A 22,499-nucleotide genomic window follows, 5' to 3' on the forward strand; every position below is an offset into this window, starting at 1 on the left:
GGTGTCCGCTATTGGCCGACGATGGGCACAGCTACCCGGAAAACACGCTCGTCTGCAAAGATCCTGGCTGGCGGCAGTTGCAGTAAGCGTAGCTTGTTGTTGATATGCGATAACCCGATACCGCTCGACAGCATCGGCATGGCCCTGGGCTGCAGGCGGTTTTCTACGGTCAGTACATCGCCTGCCGGACATTTGATCCAGATCTCCAGTGGCTGATCTTTCGACACTACATTGTGCTTGACCGCATTTTCCACCAGCAACTGCAAAGACAGGGAAGGGATGAGGTGCCCGCGATAGGAGGCAGGCACGTCTACCGACAATTGAAAATGATCGCTGTGGCGGATGCGCAGCAGGTGCGCGTACGATTCAATGAACTGCAGCTCTTCGGCCAGTGGCACCATTTCCTGGTTGCTGCTGTGCAGGAGATAACGGTACACTTTCCCCAGCTCATTGGTGAAGCGCTCGGCCTGCACCGGGTTGTCGGCAATGAGTGTACTTAATGAGTTGAGGCTGTTGAACAGGAAATGCGGATTGATCTGCGCTTTGAGGAGGTCAAACTTCGATTGCCATTGTTGGTCGATCAGTTGTTCTTTCTCCGTGGCCGTGCGCTGCCATTGCTTCCACAGATAACCACCCTCGTACACGAACAGCGTCACCGTTGCATAAAAGATGAGCACGCCCATGCCCGATGAATAGTCGACCAGCGTGGGCCACACGAGGTGGTAGGTGCCGAGTGCGGCATGAACGAGGTTGCGCAACAGGAAACCAATGTGTGCGATGAGTACCAGCGCTATGAGCAGGTAAAAAAGCCGTTGCCGGATGCGTGTGAGGCCAGGCAGTTTTTGCTGAAGAAAAAGAGCGGCAAAACGCGCCATTTCCCAGCCGGCCATGCCACAACTGATGGCGACGAAGATGAGGATGGGCAATTTCTGGGAGGGGGTATTGAGGTACAACTGCAGCCGGAAAAACACGGCCCCCACGCAAAACAACACGAGGGGTCCCACCAGGCGCAACCGCCGGTCGATGGGTTTACAAAACGAAGACATCTTGGCTATCATGTAGAAAGGGCTGGGCGCAAATGTAGTACCAGTCGCCCTACAACGCTGTTAAGAAGCCGGTAACCGACCGGTTTGACTGCATGAAGTGTATAAAATACGGGATGAGTTGAAGGACGGTGACCGGCGTGCCCAATCCCTACTTACCTAATGTGGATTAATTTGCTGACTTACTCGTAATTTATTGGTTCTTAAGGCACAATAGTAGGCCGGGCGAAGGTTGGGCTTTTAACATACAAACTACTGCCAAAGCTGGAAAAATGTCTTATTTTTAGGGACAAAAGTCTAAGGAGGAAAAATGCCACCTATTGAAATTACCAATAAATTAGACAGAGAGATCACCAATATAGTGAAACGTGCAAAGGCTGATAAAAAATTTCCTTCCACTCGGAAGAATATCACCTACGCTGATTTTTTGGCCGATAAGATGCTAATGATCTGGATGATCAGGTCAGGAGTTCCTTATACCCTATTTCACCTCATTCAAAGTCTTACACCTTTTACTGAGGATAACTGGGCGGAGTTCCTGGACCTATCTACTAAGTCGTTACATCGATATAAGCAGACCTCAAAAAGTTTCAAGCCGATTCAATCAGAGAAAATAATTGAAATGGCAGAGGTGACCAACGTTGGACTTGATGTTTTCGGAGATATGGAAAAATTCAAGCTATGGCTGGATACGCCTAACTTCTCTTTGGGTAATTTAAAGCCAATGGACCTGTTGATGGATTCTTATGGAAAAGAGTTAGTCATCGGCGAACTGACCAGGATCAATCATGGAATTTTAGTATAATGGAAGCATATCGTTTATCAAGAGAAATGTATGCTTCTACTTTGTCGGGGAAAGGTGCTGCTATGAAAGGGGCCCGGTGGAATTCAATTGGAGTAGAAATGATTTATACTGCGAGTAACCGATCTCTCGCAATGGCGGAAGTGGCAGTTCATTTCACCCTGGCTACGCTTCCTGTGGATTATATGATGATGACACTATTTATTCCCGACAATATTTCGCTGTTAAAATTAAATATTGGTGACTTACCAATAGATTGGAACATTTTCCCGCATCCGAACGCAACTCAGGCTGTTGGCGATAAATTTATCGCTGAAAATCAATACTGCGTATTGCAAATACCTTCTGTAGTAACTCGCGGGGACTTTAATCTATTGATCAACCCCAAGCATTCAGAGTTTTCCAGGATCAAAATATTGGAGGTGGAAAAATTCCCATTCGATAAGCGAGTCTTTAAATAGCGAGGGGGCAACTTAACTATCTGTATTTTTGCGGCATGACAAAGCCCGTATCAGCCGAAAAGTATATCCAAACGCGTGCGCGAACGCTTCCCATAGACCGCTGCCTGCTAAGTGTAGATTGGGAAACCGAACGCCTGGCCTTTGCGCTCGTGATCCGCAAACATAGCAATGGCAACTTTACCTTCGCCGGTTATTGGGTCGATCTGTTGTGCCTCGGCATCCGGGATACCTTTTATGAATTCAATGTATCGCCCGAAGACCTGAAAGGCTACCTGGAGGCGAACAAGGAAGAGATTGACATGAACGAAGTCGACTACGGACTGGTGCACAACATCATTTTTGCCGGCTATGAGTTTGCTGCGGAATTTCATATTCCTCAGTATCCAGACTTTGAGAAGATCACGCAATTCCTGTTGGAAGAAGACAGCGACAACATTCCTTTGATCGATATCCATACAGGAGACGAAAACGGATTGCCGCATTTGGTGGTAGAGCCTGCCAACCTGCAGACGGCGGTGCTGGCCAAACTGAAGCAGTACGCTGGTGAAGGCAATTACCGCTACTCGGTGGTGGAAGACGAGCCTGACGAGGATGACCTGGAGCCGTATGAGCCCGAATGGGAAGAGGAGGAAGATGATGCGGAAGACGACGGCGCGCAGGAGCCAAAGGATGACGCTGAAAAGCGTTGACCGTGTCGGTAATGTAACGAGCTGTAAAACCAAAGCCCCCTCAGATCTTTCGATCCGAGGGGGCTTTAAAGTGTGGCCTTTAACCTGCTTCCTGCCGGAGAAGCAGATCAGCCGGCCTGCATGCTATATTCAACGTTTCTAACTGCCTAGTAAGTAGCTTCGTCTTTCACGGCATCTTCCCACTTATCCCATTTGGGAACACCTGCATCATAACCATCATAACCGAAGTTTTGCGACAACCGTCCTTTGTTGTTGGAGGTAATGGCGGCATAGGGAATGGGCCAGTACATGTTCTTTTTATCCATGGTATAGTTGGGCGTAGCGTTACCCGTGGAGTTGATCGAGATCGGGCCTTTGTTGTACATGCTGTAGTGTACGATTCGCTGGTACCAATAGCTGCCACCGGCGTTGTCGGTGCCTGCCTGCTTGTCGAAGGTCTCCAGTGAATACGTATTACCCCATTCATCCGGTTTGCCGCTACGCGCCAGGCACAGCGATACGCGTTTCAATTCCACATTGCGCCATTCTTCCCAATACAATTCACGGCCACGCTCGTTCATGATATCGCCAATAGTGACGGCACCGTTATAGAGCTGTGAACATTGTGCCCGTTGACGAACGGCGTTCAGGTCAGCGGCGATGGTCGCATCACCGGGATTGATGTAATACTTGGCTTCGGCGCGCAACAGGTAGGCTTCTGCCAGGCGGTACAGGTACCAGTCGGCGATACCGCCATTGGTGGCACCACGCAGACCATCAGAGCCAGTAATATTCGCTTCATTGATCGGGTCATTCAGGAAGAACTTGTAGTGTGGCACATCGAACCAGCGGCGGATGGTATCGCTGCATAGCAGCGCTCCATTGTTGTTGCGCAGGGACAGCGGCTTGCCAAATTCGGTAGAGGCCTTGTTGTTGACCTTATAATCTTCCATACGGATCCAGTTGCCATGGGTAGAGCTATGACGCAGGTCGGTAGCATCGATCGTGCCATTTACTGCCCACATGTCTTTCGTGGAAAAACTGCTGGGGCGGAAAGTAGCAATACCACGGCCAAAGGCGCGCATGTAATCGTACTTGTTGTTGTAGTTGTTGACATCGCTGCGGCGAATGTTCAGCAAGGCTTGTTTGCCGTCCTTGGTCTGGATCCGGTTGTCGAATACAAACGGATAGAGGATACGCATGGTGAGCATGGGAATGAAGGCTTCCACATCGGCACCCCGGTTGGGCATACCCATGATCACTTCTTTGTTGGAAGCGATCAGCTTGTTCTCCGGACGGTGCAGGTCCCAGATCACATTGCGGGTAATGGGCCAGGTATTGGGCTCACCACCTGGGTTGAAGGTGCCGAAATTGCCCTGCATCAGTGAATAACCCGACTGGTTGATCAGGATATCCATTTGCTCTTTCGCCTTTTCGTATTGACCGGTAGCCATCAAACATTTGGCATACAACATGCGGCACGCGCCTTTGTTGACCAGGCCGGTAAGCGGCATGTCTTTTTGATCGGGTACCCATTCTACCGCCTTTTCCATATCGGCGGTGATCATTTGCAGAATGGCATCACGGGTAGTGCTGCGGAAGTTCTGCTTGGGCACACCGACCACGGTCGTCACCAGCGGGATATCGTTAAACTCCATGGTGAGCGCCATATAACGGAAAGCCCGGTGAAAATAAGCCCTGCCTTTGTAGGCATTCTTGACGGCTTCACTCAGTTCCTTCACCCCATCCACATATTGAATGATGGTGTTGGCGTACATAACGCCTTTATAGGTTTCTTCCCACAGGTACCAGATACTGTTGGTACGGTCAAGGTTCTGGTAAACCGTTTCGCTGGTCGGGGTCAACATGCTCGCCACATCGCACAACATGTTGCGCTTATCCGTAGCCCCAGCCACCATCATTTCGGAGAAGATATACTCCGTGCCCAGGGTCAGCATTTCATTGTGATCGACCGCCCAGTAGCCCTTCAGGTGACGGTCGCAGATGGCCATGGCGGCCATCAAACCGTTTTCGGTATTGAAAGTGGCACCCGGCTCATAAAAAGACAGGGGCTCCGGTTGCAGAAAACTCTTTTTACAGCTGCTCAGCAATACCATACCGCCCACTAACAGGGTGAGGCCCTTCGATGCTCGCTTCAGCGTCTTATTCATATGTTGCATATCATTCAAGCTAATTCATTAAAAAATTAAGTTAACACCAAGGTTGTACACGCGGGCAGCCCAGCCGCCGGTTTCGGGATCACCCAGTTTCCAATTGTTGGACCATACCGCCGCGTTGCGTACGGTACCAAATACTTTCACCTTGTTCACGGTGATGCGCTTGGTCCAGTCGGCAGGCAGTGTATAACCTACTGCGATATTATCCAGGCGGATAAAGGAGCGGTCATACAGTTTGCCAACGCCGGATGCACCTACAGGGCCACGGGCTTGTATCCGTCCGTAATCGTTGGTCGGATGTTCAGGTGTCCAATATTGCTTGGCAGGCAGGTTAGCCATGGCATAGGCCATACGACCACCATCATCATCGTTGTTCAGGTACTCACCATTCGTGCTTTTATGCCCCATGTAAGAGTACATATTGAAGGAAACACTCAGGTTGTTAAAGAAAATAAACTCATTGCGCATGGACCACTGCCAGGGCGCGATGCTTTGTCCCAGAAACTCTTTGTCTTTGTCGTTGTATACCGGCGTCACGGTGCCGTTGGCATTCTTCACATCATCAGCTGTGTAGTTGTTGGCTACTTTCGGGTCGCCGGGTTGCTGACCGAATTTCTTCGCTTCTTCTACCTCGTTGGTCTGCCAGATGCCGGTAACGCGATAATCCCAGATAGCACCGATCGGCTTGCCGATAAACCAGCCATTACTGATATCGTCCCTTTCTTTGCTACCGATCACATTGCCATTGGCATCCTTGATATCCTCCTGGTCATAGTACAGGTGCGTGATCTGGTTTTTGTTGTACGACACACCAATAGTGGTATTCCACTCGAAGTTGCGTTTGCGGATGTTGACCGTATTGAGGGTCAATTCCACACCACTGTTGTCTACCTGACCCAGGTTGGTGGTAATGTTCAGGAAGCCGGTAAAGCTGTTGATGCGTTGCAACATGATCATGTCATTAGTCGTCATGTTGTAATACTCCAGGCTACCGGTGATGCGGTCTTTCAGGAAACCGAAATCAAGCCCCAGGTTGTAGGAAGTAGTGGTTTCCCACTTCAGATTGGGGTTGGCCATCCGCTCAGCCATCAGGTAGCGGTACAGTTGCTGCTGACCGGCCGAATTGAGGTAGCCTTGCATTCTGCCGGCACCTTCGTACAGGTTAGACAATGCCACATAGGGGTTGGCCAGTGACCGGTTGCCGTTTTCGCCATACGAGAAACGTAGTTTACCGGTGCTCAGGATATTGTTCCATTTCCAGAACTTTTCATTGGTAAAGGTCCAGGCTACGGCTGCAGACGGGAAGGTTGCATAGGGGTTAGACTGGCCAAAGGCAGAATAACCGTCCCGGCGAATAGAAGCCGTGATCATGTAACGGTTGTCGTACGCATAGAAAGCTCTGGCGAGCAAACCATCGGCGGTTTGACGGGAGTCGTTGCTGGAATAGCTGCTGTACTCTTTGCTACCGTTCTTGGTGTTGTGGAAACCCAGGGCATCCGAAGGCAGGATGGCACGGGCTTCGATGCGGTCGGTCCAGGAGCGCATATCTTCTGCTTCCTGTACCAAGGTCACCATCACGTGGTGGTCGCCGAAATACTGGTCCCAGTTGATCGTATTGTTCAGCGAATAGTTGAAGCTCTTGGACTGCTCGCGGTTGGCACCTCTTGTCGTGGGGTTGGAGCCAGGCAACGCAGCCGACATGAAGTAACGGTCGTAGAAGAACTGCATGCGGGGCGAAGCGTTAAAAGAATACGTGATGTTGAACGGCAGCTTGATCTTGGCGTTCACGATCGTATTCAGCACCGTGTAGCCTTTTTGCAACTCGAGGTACTGCTTTTGGAAATCGTAGTTGTAACCACGCTGACTGTAAGCCTCACTCAGCGGAAATTGTATCGGGAGGCCGTTGGCATCATAATAATCAGCATAAGGGCTGTTGCGCATGGTTTGGTCCATGTCGATGTCGACATTGCCATCGGAACGGTCCTGGAAGTTGATATTGGCGCCTACTTCAAACCACTTGGTGACCTTGGCGTCGATCTTGAAGTTGGAGCGTATCGCCCGGTAGTTATCACTCACCACAGCACCTTCGTTTTTCAGGTAGCCCATGGATAAGTAATAGTTTACCCGGTCGCCGCCACCGCTTACGCTGGCATTGAGATCATAGTTGATACCGGTACGGAATGTTTTATCGTTCCAATTGGTGACTTTTCCATCCAGCAGGTTTTGCAAAGCATTGCCCGTGAAACCGAGTCTTCTGGCCCAAATGCTCAGGTCAGATTCGTTGGCGGTATTGGAGGTGTACCCGCGCCAGGTGTCCAGGGATATGTTGGAGGGCAGTTGCTCAGGCTTGGTGAAGTAAGCGGGTTTGGTGACAAACTCGCCTTTCTGATATGCCTCGTAAACACCTGTTTGGGGGTTTACATCATAACTGGTATTGATCAGCCAATCCTGGCGGTGCTGCAGGTAATCGGTCGTGTTGAATCGTTCACGGATGATGCTTTTTTGGGTGGCACCCAGGTTCATGGTAGCGGTGATAACAGGTTTGCCCGATTTACCTTTCTTGGTCTGGATGAGCAACACACCACTGGCAGCCTTGGAGCCATATACTGCAGTGGCGGAGGCATCCTTCAGTACATCGATCTGCTCGATGTCATCGGGGTTGATCTCCGACAATTCACCATAAAACAGCATACCATCCAATACGATGAGCGGGTTGTTGTGTCCGCCATCGTTGTACACCGAACGGCGGCCGCGGATCTCGATACCACCACCACCTTTGGCAGAGGGATCAAAGCCGATGCGCACACCGGGGGTACCGCGCAGGATGTCCTGTACCGTCTTGGGGTTTTCATTGGCGATCTTATCGGGCTTGATCTGTGCGATCGCTCCGGTAAGGTCTTTTTTCTTCATGGTACCATAACCCACCACGACGACGTCGTCGAAGCTGGTAGCGGAAGATTGCATAACCACCGATACGGCCTGGTCGGCGCGTACTTCTTTGGCCACATAGGCTACGTGCGATAAACGCAGCACAGCATCATTGGCAGCAGTAATGCTGAAAACACCCTGGGCATTGGTCCGGGTACTCTTGTTGGTGCCTTTGACAGTAACGGTCACATCGGGCACGCCAACACCCAACGAGTCGGCGACCCTTCCGGTGATGACCTTCTCCTGCGCAGATCCGGTCATGGACGCCAGCAACAACAGCAATAAGGAAAATAATTGGGGCAACATACGTTGCACGAACGGCGAAGAGGAGAGCCTTCCCCTGACTTGTGTAGGATTTTTCTTCATAATAGTCAATCGTTTAAGATGCATAGCATAGCAGTATATAGTTGGTTTGTTTTTTACCGAACCAGGATCGAAAAAAGGAGTAATCGCAAACGGTGGGAACTGTAGATAGCAGCTAGTCGGTTAAAATAATACAGGCTATTCAGGCGCAATCGTTTGAGTCATATCCTCGGTGTAAAAAAAAAGAACATCCGCTAGATGTTCTTTTCAACTTTTTGTCGAATTGTACCGAAAACGATTCCGGTCACCTTTCGGCGGCCGGAATCGGTAAATTTTAATCTCTTATCCGGGGTAATTATGGTGACGGGAGCAATGTATTCATGCTGAAGCGCAGGTCGGTGATGTAGCCCTGAAACCTGCGCAGGCGGCCGGTTTGCTCCTGGCCCTGCAGTTTACCACAGGTAACAAAACCTCCTTTCACCTTCGTGAGATCGCGGCCGACGCTGCTTTGTACCACCACCGTGTTGTTGAAACGCAGGGTGAGTGCGCCATTGGCCGCCAGGGTCAGCCATAAATGCCCCGTGTTATCTTTCAGTAGTTCGCTTTCTTTTACCGTGCCATCAGCCAGCTGGATGCCCATCCGGCCCTGGTAAGCGTAGAGCTTGAATTGGCCAAAGTAATCGCACACAATGCCCCCCTGGTCGATACCCTTCAGGAAACCGGTGATGTGAAGGGTGTCGGGATTCCACAGCTTCCTGTTAAACGACAGGTCCATGGCACTGCCGTATTGGGAAAGGGAATAGCTATTGTGCGCAAACTGCGGCAAGGTGCCGGCCAGAATACTGGCTTCCGATTCACCCTGGCGCGCCAGCTCTTTAGCCAGCAGTGATTGCAGGACTCGCAGCCTGCCCTGGTGCGCAGGGGTATTGGCCAGGTTGTGAAAGGAAACACGGTCCTTGTTCAGGTCAAACAGTTCCAGGGGAGGACGATAGCTGTAGCGATCCAGCAGAAACTTTGCGACAGGGTCGGTGGTGGCTTTCACCACCCAGGAGTCGAAATAGAATTCGTTGCGCTCTACCTGATCGATATGGGTGATGAAGCGCAAGCCAGGATGGTAGTTTTTGATCAGGTGAAACCCATCGTCGGTAATGACCGAACGGGCCGGCACATAATTGTACCAGAAATGGGGTTCCATTGAAGTTTCCGCAAACACCAACGAATGATGCCTACTGGTTTTACCCCTCAGTACCCTGGCAAACGAACGACCATCCAGGCTATCAATTTGCCGGCCACCTGCCAGGTCGATCAGCGTAGGTGTCATATCCACCAACGATACGAGGGCATCCGACACCGAACCGGGCTTGGTGTTGCCGGGCCAGCGAACGATCAGTGGCACGCGTAGTCCCTGGTCATAGACCGTCCATTTGGCACCGGGAAACTGCGCCCCCTGGTCGGAGAGAAAGATGAATACGGTATTGTTTTTCTTGCCAGCTTTATCGATCGCGCCCATCACTTCGCCTAGCATCTTGTCGGCCTCACCAATGCTTTGGTAATAGGCTGCCAGGGCCTGGCGCGTTTCTTTGGTATCGGCCAGGTACTCCGGTAGCGGCAAGGCAGCCGGATCAAAATCCCTGTTGGGAAACCAGGGTACATGCGGTACCCAGGGAGCTACGACGAGACATAGTGGTTTGGCAACTGCCGATCTGAAATGCGCTTCTATGGCGTTGACGGTTTCTTTCTTGCTATCGAGGCGGTTGGCAACCGGTTCGTATTGGCCAAATTCCTTCCCGATATGTTCAAACGGGAAGTTTGCCAATGGCGCCATATGGATCTTTCCCGAAATAACGACCCGGTAGCCTGCCTGCTGTAAATAATGGGGCAGACTTTTAATACCCGCCTGCACGGTGAAATGGTTCATCTGCGCCCCGTTCCGGTGCGGGTAAAGCCCGGTGAACATAGCACTGCGCGAAGGGGTACACATGGGAGAGGCGGCATACGCTTTGGTAAAGCGCATGCCCTCCGCCGCCAACTGGTCCATATAGGGCGTCTTTACCTGCTTGTTGCCGTACGCACCAACATCTTGCTGGTTGAGGTCATCGGCCAGGAAAATGATGATATTGGGTGGCTCCTGCGCCTGTGAAAGCGTTGCCGAACACCATAACAGGAGGAGAACAAGGATTTGCCGCATATAGCACAAGATACAAAGATGTGGCCTGCTCTTATTTTTCGAGCAAGGCACCTACACACCACAGGTAGGGAGCTTGCCCATGGTAGTCGCCCTTGCTGCGTGGCCGGTCATAATAATATTGCTTGTCGTTCTTTTTGTTGGTACCCACACAGACTTCAGATACAGCGCCCTTCTCATCTACATAAGGTACCATCGCCAGCCAGGCCTTCCGGGCAACCGGTGCGTATTCTTTTGCATCGAGCCAATGCTGCTTCACCCCGGTGATGATCGCATAAGCGAACATGGCCGAACCGGAGGTTTCTGCCCAACTGTCTTTTTCATCGATCAGCTGGTTCCACATGCCTCCCGGTGTTTGAAATTCTTTTAAGCTCTTCATCATCTTCCGGTAGCCTTCCAGAATGCGGGCGCGATGGGGATGATCCTTGGGCAAGTGGCGCAATAGTTCTGCCATGCCAGCGGCCATCCAGCCATTGCCACGACCCCAGTAGAAAGGTACATCGGGCGCATGGTAAAACAGGCCATTGGGGCGTTGCAAGGTGTCCAGGTACAATACCATCTCTTTAGCCGCCCGGTCGATGTATTGGGGATCTTTCGTGACTTTATAGGCGTTGGTTTGTACGATGGTGATCATGTACATGTCGTCGATCCACAGCCGGGTTTGCCAGGAATAGCCGAGTTTGGCCCAGTATTGCTCCTGTGGTTTCGCACTGTCGGGCACCTGCCATTGCGTATCGGCATAGGGGATACCCAGGTCGAAGTATTGTTTGTTGTTGGTGATGCCGTAGAGGTTCAGGGGCAAGCTGCCAAACATATTCAGGTCTACGTGGTTTTTTGGGGGCAGCAGGGCCGCTTCTGTGCTGTACAGCGGTTGAAACCGTTTCTCCATCAGGTCCAGCAGATTCTTATCTTTCGCGAGTGTGGCATACCTAAGTGTCCCGTTCCAAAAAAAGGTTTCGGGATAGCCGATCCATTTACCGGCGTGTAAGGCGTGTTTGGCCGTCACAAAACGGTAGGCAATCAGTTTGCCCACGGTTTCGGGTTCAAATCCTTTGGGAAATTTCTTCAGGTCGTTTTTCTGGGCCACCAACAATTGGGTCGGCAGCAAGAGCGCTAGCAATAGCTTTTTATTCATGATGTGCAGTTGAATGACAAAGATTAGCGCCACCCAATACCCATACAAGCAATCGTTGGTTCATATAGATAGGTTTTGAGGTTGCCGGTCATTGGGATCATCGGTTTTGGAGCAGGAAGTGCTGGAAGAAGGCAGCCTGGTCTGTATCGCCTTTAGATACGAGGCCTACGCGCACAGCCCGGTCCCACGGTGGCAGGTAAGTCATATCGGCTGGCTGGGGATTCAGGGTGGTGAAGGCAGCGCCAGCGATGCTGTACGCAAAGCTGAGTTCCGTATTGTTCCTGACGGTGGCTTTAAGGGTAACATTCGAAGCGGAGGTAAGGGTCGTTTCGGCCAACACCAGCGTTTCGCCTTTCTTCACCTGTATCACGCGCAGCGCATTGCCTGCTACGGCTGCGTACACCAGGTTCTTGTCATCGCCGATCAGGGCCAGTCCGGCTTGTGCGCTGGAGTTTTTTTGCACGGTTACGGTGGCTTCATAATTTACGGCCAACACAGACTGACCAATATAAGCCCCGGAGGGACTGGACAGCGCATTCAGCTGTACAGTGTTGTTGGCGACCTTATATTGAATGTTTTGAAAAACACTCCAATGCCAGTTGCCGGAAAGTTGTTTGCCGGGGAAGTTGTCGGCGATCTTTTCGATCTTCTTTACTTTACCATAGCTTTTGTCGTTGGTAAACCTTACCCATCCATCGGGGGTAAACTCAAACTGGTTCAGCAGCCCTTGCCGGCCGCCGTAGGTGCTGGCGTGGTTGCTATAGGCATGATACAGGAAATAGTGCTTGCCATTCTTTTCGACGGGTGTGCCATGACCGGGACATTTCCAATCGGCATCACCTGTCAGGATGGGATTGCCCGAAAACTTCTCCCAGGGGCCCAGCAGGTTTTTAGCGCGGGCGATACCTGTTCCGTAATTGCATTTCAGGCCACAACAGGCTGCTGCGGCATAGAACGCATAGAAATAATCGTTTTTGCGAATGATCGATACGCCTTCCACCAGGTTACGTTCCCAGGGAGCATCACCGCGAAACAGTTCTTTTTTCTCGCCTATTAGCGCGGTGCGGTCTTCCTTCATGGGCGCGGCCCAGATGGGCGTGGGCTTGCCTTTGCTGTTGCCATCCTCTTTCCAGATCATGTACAGCTTACCGTTTTCATCACGCATGGGAAAAGCGTCGATGGAGCCATCGGCTTCGCACATCAGCGGACCGAGATCGGTATAAGGACCTTCTGGTTTATCGGCTACAGCGGCCGCAATACACAGGTTGCCGCCTTTTTTATGTCCTGTATAATAGAGATAAACCTTGCCATTTTCGTAAGTGATCTCAGGCGCCCAGAGGTAATAATCGGCCCAGTCGGGCATTTTGGTAAATACATGCCCCGCAGGTTGCCAGTTGACCAGGTTGGTGGAGCGGTACAAGGGAAACGCGGGAAACCAGTTGGAAGTGGTGCCGGCGGCCCAGTATTCATTGCCTATTTTAACAACAGAGGGATCGGGATTGTCGCCCGGCAACACCAGTTGCTGGGATTGACTGTGGAAAAAAGAGAGGAGCAGCAGCAAGGGCAAAAACAATCGTATCATGTTCCGGTATTGTAAAGCGTCAAAATAAATAAACAGGTGGCAAATGACCTGTTCATTATTTTGCTGAATCGTGCCAGGCTGGCGATGGCCATTTTGGGAAGTAGCAACAGGATATTCCTGATTTCAATATATTTGGCCGAGGTAACTATGCGCTTGTTGAATAAATTAGTCATTGCGGGATGGTTCTTGTTGCTTGCCGCATCGTCGTGCTTCGGTCAGTATTATTTTAAACATTACCAGGTCGATGATGGACTGGCGCACAATGCCGTGACCTCCATTATCCAGGACAGCAAAGGGCTTATCTGGATCGGTACCCGCAATGGCATCAACCGTTTCGATGGCTATTCCTTCAAGAGCTGTGCGTATGCGAAAGACAGCTTTGGCCGTATCGGCAACAACATCATCAATACCATTGCGGAAGATAAAAATGGCATGATCTGGGTAGGCACTGGTAAGGGCATTTTTAAATATGACCCTTTCAAAGAACTATTTTTCGAAGTAGAAGCCACCCCCAAAGAATACTCCAGCAACCTGCTCATCGATGACCACAACAACCTGTGGTTCCTGGTGAACTCAACCCTGTGTAAATATTCACCAGCCGCCAATCAATTTGTAAATCTGAAGATCAGCGCGTCCTGCATAGCGTTGGATACGGCCATGCAATTGTGGATAGGCGACAATGATGGCAATATCAGCCGGTATGATGCCCATCACGCGAGCATTGAAAAGATCAGGATCGTAGCGGCTGATATTCCGGTCAATGCCCGTTCCATCAGCAAGCTATATCCGATCGGCCTTCATGAGCTGCTGATTGGTTGTTTCCGCCAGGGATTCAAAAGCTACCATACGAAAACAGGTAAGGTGACCAATTTTTCGCTGCGCGCCGACAACAGCGATGTTTATGTGCGGGACATTGCGGTAGACAATGAGGGGCAGTATTGGGTAGCTACCGAATCGGGCATCTATGTATACGACCCGGTCCGGCGTACCAGCCAGAACCTGACCAGGCAAACAGGCGACCGGTATGCGCTGGCAGACAATGCCGTGTACACCATCACCCGCGATAACCGGGGAGGCATGTGGGCCGGGACCTTCTTCAGTGGTGTTAATTACTGTTCGAAAGACAATGCCCGGTTTGAAAAGTATTATCCACGGCCAGGTGTCAATTCCATATCCGGGCAGGCAGTCCGGGAAATATGCGCCGATAGCAGCCAGCATCTCTGGATCGGCACGGAGGACGCTGGGATCAATCGATTTGATCTGAAAACGGGGCAATTTGTCAACTATACCACATCGGCTAACAAAGGATCCATTTCATATCCCAATATACATGGCTTGCTGGCCTGGAACGACAAATTGTACATAGGCCCCTTCTTCCTCGGCATGGAGATCATGGATATCAGCAAGGGCATCATCACCGACCGGTTTCCCCTGATCGGTGAAGAGGGTGACCGGGAAAGCGATTTTGTGCACGCGATCTACCGTACCCGGGATAATACCTTGTATGTGGGGTCGGCTTACCGTGCATCTGGTTTATTTCGCTTTGATCCCCAACAAAAAACATTCAAGCGTATACCGGAGATACCGAAGAACACGTATGTATTCGACATCTTTGAAGATTCAAAAGGGAATATCTGGACCGGCAGCGTGAACCGCGGCGCCTTCTACTTTCATCCCCAAACCGGCGCGCACGGTAATTTTCAGTTTGGTGATACCGTCAATGCACGCATCGTGAATGATTTTGCGGTGTACAACATCTTTGAAGACAGCGATCATGCCTTGTGGTTTGCCACCACCGGGAATGGGCTGATCAAGTTGAGCGCAGACTGGAAAACGATGAAGCGATATACCATGAAGGATGGCTTGCCCACCAATGTGCTGTATGGTATCCTGGAAGATGCATCGAAGCATTTGTGGATCAGTTCGCTCAAAGGATTGATACGGTTAAATATCGCTACGGGCGCCGTGAAAGTGTATACGCAGGCCAATGGACTGATCACCGACCAGTTCAACTACAATTCGGCGTACAAGCATACGGACGGCAAAATGTATTTTGGTTCGGTGAAAGGCATGATCGCCTTCGATCCGGCTAGTTTCGATCAGCAGGAACCAAGTCCGCCCACCTACATCACCGGGTTCCAGATCAACAACAAAGAGGTGGTGCCCGATACGGCCAACAGTCCGCTCACAAGCTCCATACTGTATACCGACACGATCGTATTGGACCATACCCAAAACAATTTCAGTATCGAGTTTGCCGCGTTGAATTATTCGGCACCGGAAGTGACGCGGTATAAATTCCTGATGAAGGGGCTCGACAAATCCTGGACTTACCTCAACACCAACCGGAAAGCTTATTTCACCGATCTGGCCCCTGGAAGTTATGAGTTCATTGTGCAGGCCGAAAGCAATATCGGCAGTTGGTTAGGGCAGGAGCGTAAGTTGTACATCCGGATATTGCCGCCTTTCTGGAAAAGCAATACGGCGTATTTTATCTATATCCTGTTGCTGGTGGGGGCGGTCTTTTTTGCCACCCGTATGTATCGCCAGTACCTGGAGCGGAAGAACCTGCGCAAGTTGCAGTTGTTTGAACACGAAAAAGAAAAAGAGATCTACCAGGCGAAGATCGAGTTCTTTACCAATATCACGCATGAGATACAAACACCGCTGACGCTGATAGCAGGGCCCATCGAGTGGTTGTTGAAGAAGTTTGGGCATATGCCGGAGATCAATAAGAGCCTGTTGATCGCTGATAAGAATACCAGGCGGCTCGTGGAGCTGACGAGCCAGTTACTGGATTTCCGGGCTACCGAGGCGAGCCAGTTTAGCCTGAACTTTGTGAAAACGGATATTGTAGCGGTAGTGACCGATATTGTCGCCGGTTTCAAAGGGCAGGCGGCCACCAATCAGCTCCAACTGGACGTTGAATTGCCTACCGGGCCGTTTACGGCCTTCGTGGATCGGGAAGCGTTTATCAAAATAACGACCAACCTGTTATCCAATGCGGTGAAGTATGCGGCGGCCAGTGTGGTGGTACGTATGCCGGCGATGGCCGAGGGGGATGAATACTTTACCTTGCAGTTCATCAACGATGGTAAAGCCATTCCCGATGAATTCAGGCAGCAGATATTTGAGCCCTTTGTGCGGGTGCGGGGTAACAATAAGCCGGGTACAGGCATCGGCCTGTCGCTGGCGAGGTCGCTGACGGAGTTGCACAATGGCAGCCTTTCCCTGGCTTCGGGCGCGCAGGACCTGATCGTTTTCGAACTGCGGTTGCCGGTGCACCAGGACATAGAATTTCAATTAAGTAGCTGGAAAAAGATAGAATAGTATGACAGACAGTATACTCATCATCGACGACAACGAAGATATCCTGGAGTTTTTGTCGGTGGTATTAGGCGATACCTATACGTTGCACCTCGCTGCCAATGGAGAGATTGCGCAGGAGATACTCGACAAGGAAGTGGTGAACCTGATCATTTCAGACATCATGATGCCGGGTATCGACGGGTTTGAGTTGTGCCGCAAGGTGAAGTCGGATGTGGAGTATTGCCATATTCCGATCATTTTGCTGACCTCCAAGAATACCTACCAGGCACATATCGAAGGACTGGAAGTAGGCGCGGATGCCTATATACAAAAGCCTTTTTCGTCGGAGCTGTTGCAGGTGCAGATCGTGAACCTGCTCAAGAACCGGCGCAAGATCAAGGAGCATTTTGCCAGTTCGCCCTTTGACGATGTGGCGGTGATGGCGCATTCCAAAACGGATGAGGCTTTTCTGCGGAAGCTGGACGAATACATCAAAGAGAACATCAAAGATCCGAACATAGAGATCGATACCCTGGCGGAGCATATGTATATGAGCCGCACCACCTTTTACCGCAAGATCAAATCGCTGTCTTCTCTTTCTCCCAAGGAACTGATCGATATCACCCGGTTGAAGAAGGCCGCCAGCCTGATCGCCGAAAATGAGTTCTCGCTGAACGAGATCTCGCGTATGGTGGGGTACAGCTCGCAAAGCTTGTTTAGCCGCAATTTTCAGAAGTATTTCAAGATGGCGCCGATGGAGTATTTCAGGTCGTTGCCGAAGAAATAGGGGATACAGGTCGTATTCAGCCACTACGATTGTCGCTTCTGCACTACGTGAGGTTACCGCCAGTTGCCGAGATTTGTGGGGTGCCAGCGAATGGCACACAACCTAAAAACACAACAACATGGCAAGTCTCCATCCTTACGTTCATTTCAATGGCAATGCCGAAGAAGCCTTTACGTTTTATAAATCAGTATTTGGTGGCGAGTTTGGCAAAGTGATGTGGTACAAAGACCTGGCCAGTGAGCAGTTTCCCATTGGAGATAAAGACATCAACAGGCTGATGCATATTTCCTTGCCGATCGGTAAGGGGAGTATGTTGCTGGGCAGTGATGTATTATCGGTGATGGGCGAGGTAACGGAAGCCGACAATAGAAATACGATCTCCATCAGTGCTGAGAGCCGGGAAGAAGCGGGGAAATTGTTTCATGGTCTGTCTGCCGGTGGTAGCATAGAAATGCCCATCAATGATGGCCCTTTCGGGGCTTATTTCGGTATGTTTACCGATAAGTACGGCGTGCAGTGGATGGTGGAGTTTACAGGATAGTCGAAGCCGCCCTAATGCGTAGCCCCTTCCGGCCACACAGTCTGAAGGGTTTGTTGCTTTAGCTCAGCGACACTACATCCGCCATAGCGCGGTATCCGTGCCCGGTTTTCCGGATCAGGATGATCTCCCGGTGCCGAACCGGCGGGTGGGGGAGTTGGAAATCCTCTTTCCTGACAAATAGCTTGGTGTATAATTGATAGAAGGACAGGATCAATTTACCGGTTCGGGCGGCCATTTGCTGGCGAATATGGCTGTTTTTCATGTTCATATTGACGTATTGCAGGGTGGTTGAGGAAACAAAGATGACAAGGAAACGGCGGCCGTCATAATGAATCCTTGTAACTGGTCGGCAATCGCCAATAAAGTGTAGTAAAATGGCAGTAAACCGCCCTTCGTTCAATAAATCCCCCCGTTGGCTAATTAATCCTTGCTGGTGGCCCCCTTTTTAGGCAGTTTTGGGAAATAACAGCATAGCCATGAAAATATTGACAGCCTTCAGCCTCATAACCCTACTAACGGCCTTCGCGACGGGGGATAAGCCCCCGGTAAAGGATTATTTCCAGGTGCCCGGTCCACTGGCCTTCAACAACGAAGCTTTTCGCCTGTCCTGGAGCGCGCATCCCAGCGCCACCTACTATAAGCAGGAATACCTGCCAGCCGGACAAACCACCAACAAATACAACAGCATGGTGATGCTCGAGGTGGCGACGGGCAATTTTGTGCTGGCCGATGTGGTCAAGCAGAAAACGAATGAACTGGACAATCGGAAAAGAACAGACCCCACCACCAACTATGCAGTCATTAAAAACCCCACGACGGGCGATCACCTGATCGACTTTGTGGTGAGTCAGGGTACAGGTGCTGCCAGCATTGTGGAATACAATGTGTACCGGTACATCACCCTGAAAGAAACATCGGGTGCGAAAGGCGTGTTACTCGTGGGTTTTAGCAAGCGTGCCTATGGCAATGCCGGCACGGCCTTCCTGGAGCAGATCAAGAAGGACCGCCCGGGCTATATCACTGCCATGGCCAATTACAAAGTGCCGGAAGTGAAGCTCTAGGCGGCACAACGCCGGGTACTGTTTAATTGCTTATCTTTAAAAGGAGGCCTCCAAAGGCCTTCGCAACAACCCTCCGTACCCGGAAAACCGGCATCCAATCTACCACCAATAGCTGCTACACGATGGACAAACGGGAGTACAAGTTTCTCGCATGGGGATACAAGGCGGCGATCGTGCTCGCCATAGTAGGCATTATAGCTTCTTCCAGTTACCTGTTTTATTATTTATACAAATCCGATCCGCAGTTGATCAAGGTAGAGACCATGGTAGGCTTTAGCGCAGAACGGCGCATGGTCCTGTTGTCTACCGGCATCTTTGTGGCCATGTCCTTTGGCTTTCTGGGATTTGCCCTTTTCCTCATCCAGGCGAAAGGAGAGATAGAAGGTTCGCTGGATTACAAAAGTGCCAAGGTCAATATCGTTCGCATGTCGCCGGGCATCTTTGTGATCCTGTGTGCAACGGTCATCATTATTTTCTGCGCTACCTTCCGGATCGATTATTCGGCCAAATTTCAGGGCGACCCCACCCAGCCACCGCAACAAAACACGTCGCAAGGCACGATTGAAGATCCGTTGCCGACCCCCGACTACAACTTTCGGGAGGATACCATCCCATTGAAGGATTCAACCAAGTAAACATGAAACAGCATCATTTCATACAAGGCAGGGCAGGCAAGGTACTGGGCTGCCTGATCGTGTTAGGAATAAGCCTGGCGGCGGTAGGGCAAACCTCCTGTGATTCTTTGGATCGGCACCTGGCCTTTCTGCAAACCATCTATGATCAGAACCGGTCAGAGACCAAACCCGAGCGTAAAAAGAAGCTCTACCAGCAATACATCAACGAATCCAAAAAAGGAGCAGCCATCGCTACCCGTTGTTTCGCCAGTCAGGCGGTAGCAGCCGGCAGTGTGGGATACCTGAAGAATAACTACCTGGTGGGTAAACTCTATTTGCAGGCCTATGCTTGTGACGATGCCCGTAAATCATTTGACCTGTGCCTGGGTAATCCGCATTGTGGTACGGAGCGGATAGGGGCCGCAGGTACCTATGCGCAGGTCATCGGCAGGTACAATTGCAACCGGCCCCAGGTGGAGGGCTCGGCTAACTCCAACGGCTATTCCCTGGACTACGACGGAAAAGGCAACGCTTTTGTGAAAAACGTATTTGCCCAGGTAGCTGAGGGTACGTATAACGAAACACCCTTATTGCCCGACGAGATCGAAAAAATCATGGCGAGAACGGTATGGGCAGCCGATACGATCGATGTAGCCAGGGTCAGGCAGCTTTCGGGGCAGGACAAGTATTTATTGGCGCCTCCCTTTTTATTGATGCAAACGGGGAGTGCCTTTGCGTCAGTTCCAATCAAATGGGAGAAGAACCTGGCGCTGAATACACAGACAGGCGCGCCAGCGCCTATGTTGGCCGATTATAATGCCTTTATGCAGAAACATTACCAGGCAATACAACAGACTTATTTTGATAAGTACAACGCTACTGATAAACTGATACCGGTATACCTGGCGGGTGGTGATTATAGTCAGACAGGAGTCAAAGACTTTTTGTCGTTCTGCAATCAGATCCATTACAGGGCCTGGAAGAAGGTGGCGTATTACATGCCGCTCGACAATAGCATTGTGGCATGGGCCTCTTCAGGCGGCGGCACCCTGGTGCATGAGTTGGTGCATGCCTTGATGGCGGGTGATTTTCCCCAGGCGCCCTGGTGGCTGAACGAAGGGATGGCTTCCCTGCACGAAGAAGCCAATGAGCAGGGCATGCCTGTCAATAATTACCGGCTGATATTGATACAACAAGCGATAGCGCGTGATCAGTATTGCATCGATTGGCGCGACCTGATCCGAACCGCAAAATATGAAGGGGCCGATCAAACGACCTATAACTTACTGCATGGGTACAGCCGGTATTTCTGCAAGTTTCTGCATGACAAGTCGGGCAAAGATGGACTTGCCGCGATATACAGGCAAATTCGCGATGGGGCGGCCTTGACAGATACCGGGCAGATCGCGATTATTGGTCAGGTTGCTCATCTTACGGCAGATCAGTTACAACAGCAATGGCAAGCCTGGCTGTTGACCGAAAGGGTGACGCAGCGATGGGAGCCAACGATCCGTGGTATGGTAAGCGAGTTTCCCAAGACCTACCAATACCCGTTTAAAAAGGCTACGGCTGCCTACCCCGACCAAAGTCTGCAGGCGTTGCAGGAATACTACAAAAGCAAGATGAAGGAACGAACAGTCCGAAGTGGATCGTCACATGGCGTCGGACCGCAACAATTTTGAGGTTGGCATATTGCTGTCTTGGAGAAAACAGCGTATTTTACCCCTCAAACCCTTAACCGAATTTTGCCATGGCGACTGATGGTGTTAAAATTATTGACGGAGATACCGCACATGATATTTATTGGGGCATCATGGATATGTATGACAATGATGAGCCGCTGGAATCGATCAGGTACACATTCCCTTTTCCTGGTGATGATCACTTCGATGCCTTTCATTATGAGGTTTACGTGACAGCATATGCCTTTGCATTGTGGGAGATCGGCGGGGTAACCGACGACGTGGTGGCGGAAGTACAAGCCGTTATCAAGGCTGGTGCATGCGTGGCGGAGTGGACCGCTCACTACGGAGAAGAGGCGGGTAAGGCGAGACAGGCAGAACTGGACAATCTTTGGACACAAATAACCCAACCCAATCCCGCCATACGGCCACGGAAGCGATACGAACTGGTGACTAATTTGCACTTTCAGCCCGATGATCTCCTGGTCTTTCAACTTCCGGGTAAGTCGTCTTATGCAGCAACGGTGCTGTTGGAAGTACACCAATACCGTGGTGAATGTAGCTATCGTTTCGGCATAATCTCATTGGCAGGTGAGGCAAAGCCGGATATGAAGACCATCTATGAGGGCGGGCTCGTGGGGCGTAAGATCCCGTTTGGGCTGGGTGGAGACCTGCAGCATTTCATGGCCATGGGTATGGAAGAGATCATGCGGCAGGGAGGAATTCAGGCCATTATGCAGCGGGAGGCCGAACGAACCGGTAGTTTCAAGATTGGTGTCAGTATGGTCGCGGTGTCACACAACGACCTGGCTTCGTTCAAACACGAGTTGCAGAAAATTGGAACACTACGCCTGAAAGAAGAATATAGATCCATCGGGTCAATGGGGGTGGGCAGCAGCCTGGAGGATTTTAGCGCACATTTTGCAGGTGAATCGGCGTTGGTTCAAGCCCAGGATAATACGTTGTTCCGCATCAGTGATGCGGTTGTACAAGGTGGTAAAGGTGGTAGGGGCCATTTGACTGTCTGTTGAACCGTTGGCTGAACATTTTAATGTACCTGAACTCAATTCCCATGAAACGTATATTGCTACTACTCCTGGCCTTATGCCTGGGAGCTATTTCCTACGGCCAGGACAATGCGCCGCTCAAAAGAGCAGCCTATACGCTGAAGATGCCCATCAGCAAAAGTAAAGTGTACGAGGAAGCGATTCCCGAAGGACC

17 protein-coding genes are annotated in these 22,499 nt (G+C 50.9%); 10 read left to right on the forward strand and 7 right to left on the reverse strand.

Going from position 1 to position 22,499, the window contains the following annotated elements; all coding sequences use genetic code 11:
- Window positions 1-8: 8 nt before the first annotated feature.
- Window positions 9-1,058 carry a sensor histidine kinase gene (locus P2W70_RS12010; protein ID WP_276481704.1) on the reverse strand — a complete coding sequence of 350 codons (1,050 nt, stop codon included), beginning with the start codon at window positions 1,056-1,058 and terminating at the stop codon, window positions 9-11.
- 295 nt (window positions 1,059-1,353) lie between these two features.
- On the opposite strand from P2W70_RS12010, the gene parS reads away from it, so the two are divergent.
- From parS to P2W70_RS12025, 3 genes are read left to right on the forward strand one after another with little or no spacing between them, the layout of a single operon-like run.
- Window positions 1,354-1,848: a type II RES/Xre toxin-antitoxin system antitoxin gene (parS, locus tag P2W70_RS12015; protein WP_276481705.1), complete on the forward strand. Its 495-nt coding sequence runs from the start codon at window positions 1,354-1,356 to the stop codon at window positions 1,846-1,848.
- Window positions 1,848-2,306 (forward strand): RES family NAD+ phosphorylase, encoded by a 459-nt coding sequence (locus tag P2W70_RS12020; protein WP_276481706.1) that lies wholly within the window; start codon window positions 1,848-1,850, stop codon window positions 2,304-2,306. Before parS ends, P2W70_RS12020 begins: the two co-directional genes overlap by 1 nt.
- A 35-nt stretch (window positions 2,307-2,341) precedes the next feature.
- Complete coding sequence (locus P2W70_RS12025; RefSeq protein WP_276481707.1) at window positions 2,342-2,995, forward strand: hypothetical protein; 654 nt, start codon at window positions 2,342-2,344, stop codon at window positions 2,993-2,995.
- A gap of 146 nt (window positions 2,996-3,141) precedes the next feature.
- Here the strand turns inward: P2W70_RS12025 and P2W70_RS12030 are convergent, their stop codons facing one another.
- The 5 genes from P2W70_RS12030 to P2W70_RS12050 all read right to left on the reverse strand — a co-directional run bounded on the left by P2W70_RS12030 (window position 3,142) and on the right by P2W70_RS12050 (window position 13,284).
- Window positions 3,142-5,145: a RagB/SusD family nutrient uptake outer membrane protein gene (locus tag P2W70_RS12030; RefSeq protein WP_276481708.1), complete on the reverse strand. Its 2,004-nt coding sequence runs from the start codon at window positions 5,143-5,145 to the stop codon at window positions 3,142-3,144.
- Between the two features lie 27 nt (window positions 5,146-5,172).
- A complete protein-coding gene (locus tag P2W70_RS12035) occupies window positions 5,173-8,445 on the reverse strand; it encodes a SusC/RagA family TonB-linked outer membrane protein (RefSeq protein ID WP_276481709.1) in 3,273 nt (1,090 codons plus the stop codon).
- Between the two features lie 292 nt (window positions 8,446-8,737).
- A complete protein-coding gene (locus P2W70_RS12040) occupies window positions 8,738-10,570 on the reverse strand; it encodes a sulfatase family protein (RefSeq protein WP_276481710.1) in 1,833 nt (610 codons plus the stop codon).
- A 31-nt stretch (window positions 10,571-10,601) separates the two neighbouring features.
- On the reverse strand, window positions 10,602-11,702 hold the full coding sequence (locus P2W70_RS12045) for a glycoside hydrolase family 88/105 protein (RefSeq protein WP_276481711.1): 1,101 nt from the start codon (window positions 11,700-11,702) through the stop codon (window positions 10,602-10,604).
- Between the two features lie 97 nt (window positions 11,703-11,799).
- A complete protein-coding gene (locus P2W70_RS12050; RefSeq protein WP_276481712.1) occupies window positions 11,800-13,284 on the reverse strand; it encodes a glycoside hydrolase family 43 protein in 1,485 nt (494 codons plus the stop codon).
- A 147-nt stretch (window positions 13,285-13,431) separates the two neighbouring features.
- On the opposite strand from P2W70_RS12050, the gene P2W70_RS12055 reads away from it, so the two are divergent.
- The 3 genes from P2W70_RS12055 to P2W70_RS12065 all read left to right on the forward strand — a co-directional run bounded on the left by P2W70_RS12055 (window position 13,432) and on the right by P2W70_RS12065 (window position 17,921).
- Complete coding sequence (locus P2W70_RS12055; RefSeq protein WP_420832393.1) at window positions 13,432-16,614, forward strand: ligand-binding sensor domain-containing protein; 3,183 nt, start codon at window positions 13,432-13,434, stop codon at window positions 16,612-16,614.
- A gap of 1 nt (window position 16,615) precedes the next feature.
- On the forward strand, window positions 16,616-17,380 hold the full coding sequence (locus P2W70_RS12060) for a response regulator transcription factor (RefSeq protein WP_276481714.1): 765 nt from the start codon (window positions 16,616-16,618) through the stop codon (window positions 17,378-17,380).
- Between the two features lie 118 nt (window positions 17,381-17,498).
- Entirely contained in the window at window positions 17,499-17,921 is a 423-nt protein-coding gene (locus P2W70_RS12065) for a VOC family protein (protein ID WP_276481715.1), read from the forward strand.
- A gap of 58 nt (window positions 17,922-17,979) precedes the next feature.
- On the opposite strand, the gene P2W70_RS12070 is transcribed toward P2W70_RS12065, so the two are convergent.
- Window positions 17,980-18,189, reverse strand: a complete 210-nt coding sequence (locus tag P2W70_RS12070) for a hypothetical protein (protein ID WP_276481716.1) — start codon at window positions 18,187-18,189, stop codon at window positions 17,980-17,982.
- 208 nt (window positions 18,190-18,397) lie between these two features.
- Between P2W70_RS12070 and P2W70_RS12075 the strand changes: the two genes are divergently transcribed.
- The 4 genes from P2W70_RS12075 to P2W70_RS12090 all read left to right on the forward strand — a co-directional run bounded on the left by P2W70_RS12075 (window position 18,398) and on the right by P2W70_RS12090 (window position 22,309).
- On the forward strand, window positions 18,398-18,982 hold the full coding sequence (locus P2W70_RS12075; protein ID WP_276481717.1) for a hypothetical protein: 585 nt from the start codon (window positions 18,398-18,400) through the stop codon (window positions 18,980-18,982).
- A gap of 122 nt (window positions 18,983-19,104) precedes the next feature.
- Complete coding sequence (locus tag P2W70_RS12080) at window positions 19,105-19,617, forward strand: hypothetical protein (protein WP_276481718.1); 513 nt, start codon at window positions 19,105-19,107, stop codon at window positions 19,615-19,617.
- A gap of 2 nt (window positions 19,618-19,619) precedes the next feature.
- A complete protein-coding gene (locus P2W70_RS12085; protein WP_276481719.1) occupies window positions 19,620-21,278 on the forward strand; it encodes a hypothetical protein in 1,659 nt (552 codons plus the stop codon).
- A gap of 68 nt (window positions 21,279-21,346) precedes the next feature.
- Complete coding sequence (locus P2W70_RS12090; protein WP_276481720.1) at window positions 21,347-22,309, forward strand: hypothetical protein; 963 nt, start codon at window positions 21,347-21,349, stop codon at window positions 22,307-22,309.
- The last annotated feature ends 190 nt before the right edge of the window (window positions 22,310-22,499 follow it).

It is taken from the genome of Paraflavitalea pollutisoli (assembly GCF_029360705.1).
In the GTDB taxonomy this organism is placed as follows: domain Bacteria; phylum Bacteroidota; class Bacteroidia; order Chitinophagales; family Chitinophagaceae; genus Paraflavitalea; species Paraflavitalea pollutisoli.

Coding starts and splice junctions, on each gene's coding strand:
- P2W70_RS12065 (WP_276481715.1), top strand. CDS start 17,499: ATGGCAAGTCTCCATCCTTACGTTCATTTCAATGGCAATGCCGAAGAA.
- parS (WP_276481705.1), top strand. CDS start 1,354: ATGCCACCTATTGAAATTACCAATAAATTAGACAGAGAGATCACCAAT.
- P2W70_RS12045 (WP_276481711.1), bottom strand. CDS start 11,702: ATGAATAAAAAGCTATTGCTAGCGCTCTTGCTGCCGACCCAATTGTTG.
- P2W70_RS12035 (WP_276481709.1), bottom strand. CDS start 8,445: ATGAAGAAAAATCCTACACAAGTCAGGGGAAGGCTCTCCTCTTCGCCG.
- P2W70_RS12040 (WP_276481710.1), bottom strand. CDS start 10,570: ATGCGGCAAATCCTTGTTCTCCTCCTGTTATGGTGTTCGGCAACGCTT.
- P2W70_RS12080 (WP_276481718.1), top strand. CDS start 19,105: ATGGACAAACGGGAGTACAAGTTTCTCGCATGGGGATACAAGGCGGCG.
- P2W70_RS12030 (WP_276481708.1), bottom strand. CDS start 5,145: ATGAATAAGACGCTGAAGCGAGCATCGAAGGGCCTCACCCTGTTAGTG.
- P2W70_RS12090 (WP_276481720.1), top strand. CDS start 21,347: ATGGCGACTGATGGTGTTAAAATTATTGACGGAGATACCGCACATGAT.
- P2W70_RS12075 (WP_276481717.1), top strand. CDS start 18,398: ATGAAAATATTGACAGCCTTCAGCCTCATAACCCTACTAACGGCCTTC.
- P2W70_RS12010 (WP_276481704.1), bottom strand. CDS start 1,058: ATGATAGCCAAGATGTCTTCGTTTTGTAAACCCATCGACCGGCGGTTG.
- P2W70_RS12025 (WP_276481707.1), top strand. CDS start 2,342: ATGACAAAGCCCGTATCAGCCGAAAAGTATATCCAAACGCGTGCGCGA.
- P2W70_RS12050 (WP_276481712.1), bottom strand. CDS start 13,284: ATGATACGATTGTTTTTGCCCTTGCTGCTGCTCCTCTCTTTTTTCCAC.
- P2W70_RS12085 (WP_276481719.1), top strand. CDS start 19,620: ATGAAACAGCATCATTTCATACAAGGCAGGGCAGGCAAGGTACTGGGC.
- P2W70_RS12070 (WP_276481716.1), bottom strand. CDS start 18,189: ATGAACATGAAAAACAGCCATATTCGCCAGCAAATGGCCGCCCGAACC.
- P2W70_RS12055 (WP_420832393.1), top strand. CDS start 13,432: ATGCGCTTGTTGAATAAATTAGTCATTGCGGGATGGTTCTTGTTGCTT.
- P2W70_RS12020 (WP_276481706.1), top strand. CDS start 1,848: ATGGAAGCATATCGTTTATCAAGAGAAATGTATGCTTCTACTTTGTCG.
- P2W70_RS12060 (WP_276481714.1), top strand. CDS start 16,616: ATGACAGACAGTATACTCATCATCGACGACAACGAAGATATCCTGGAG.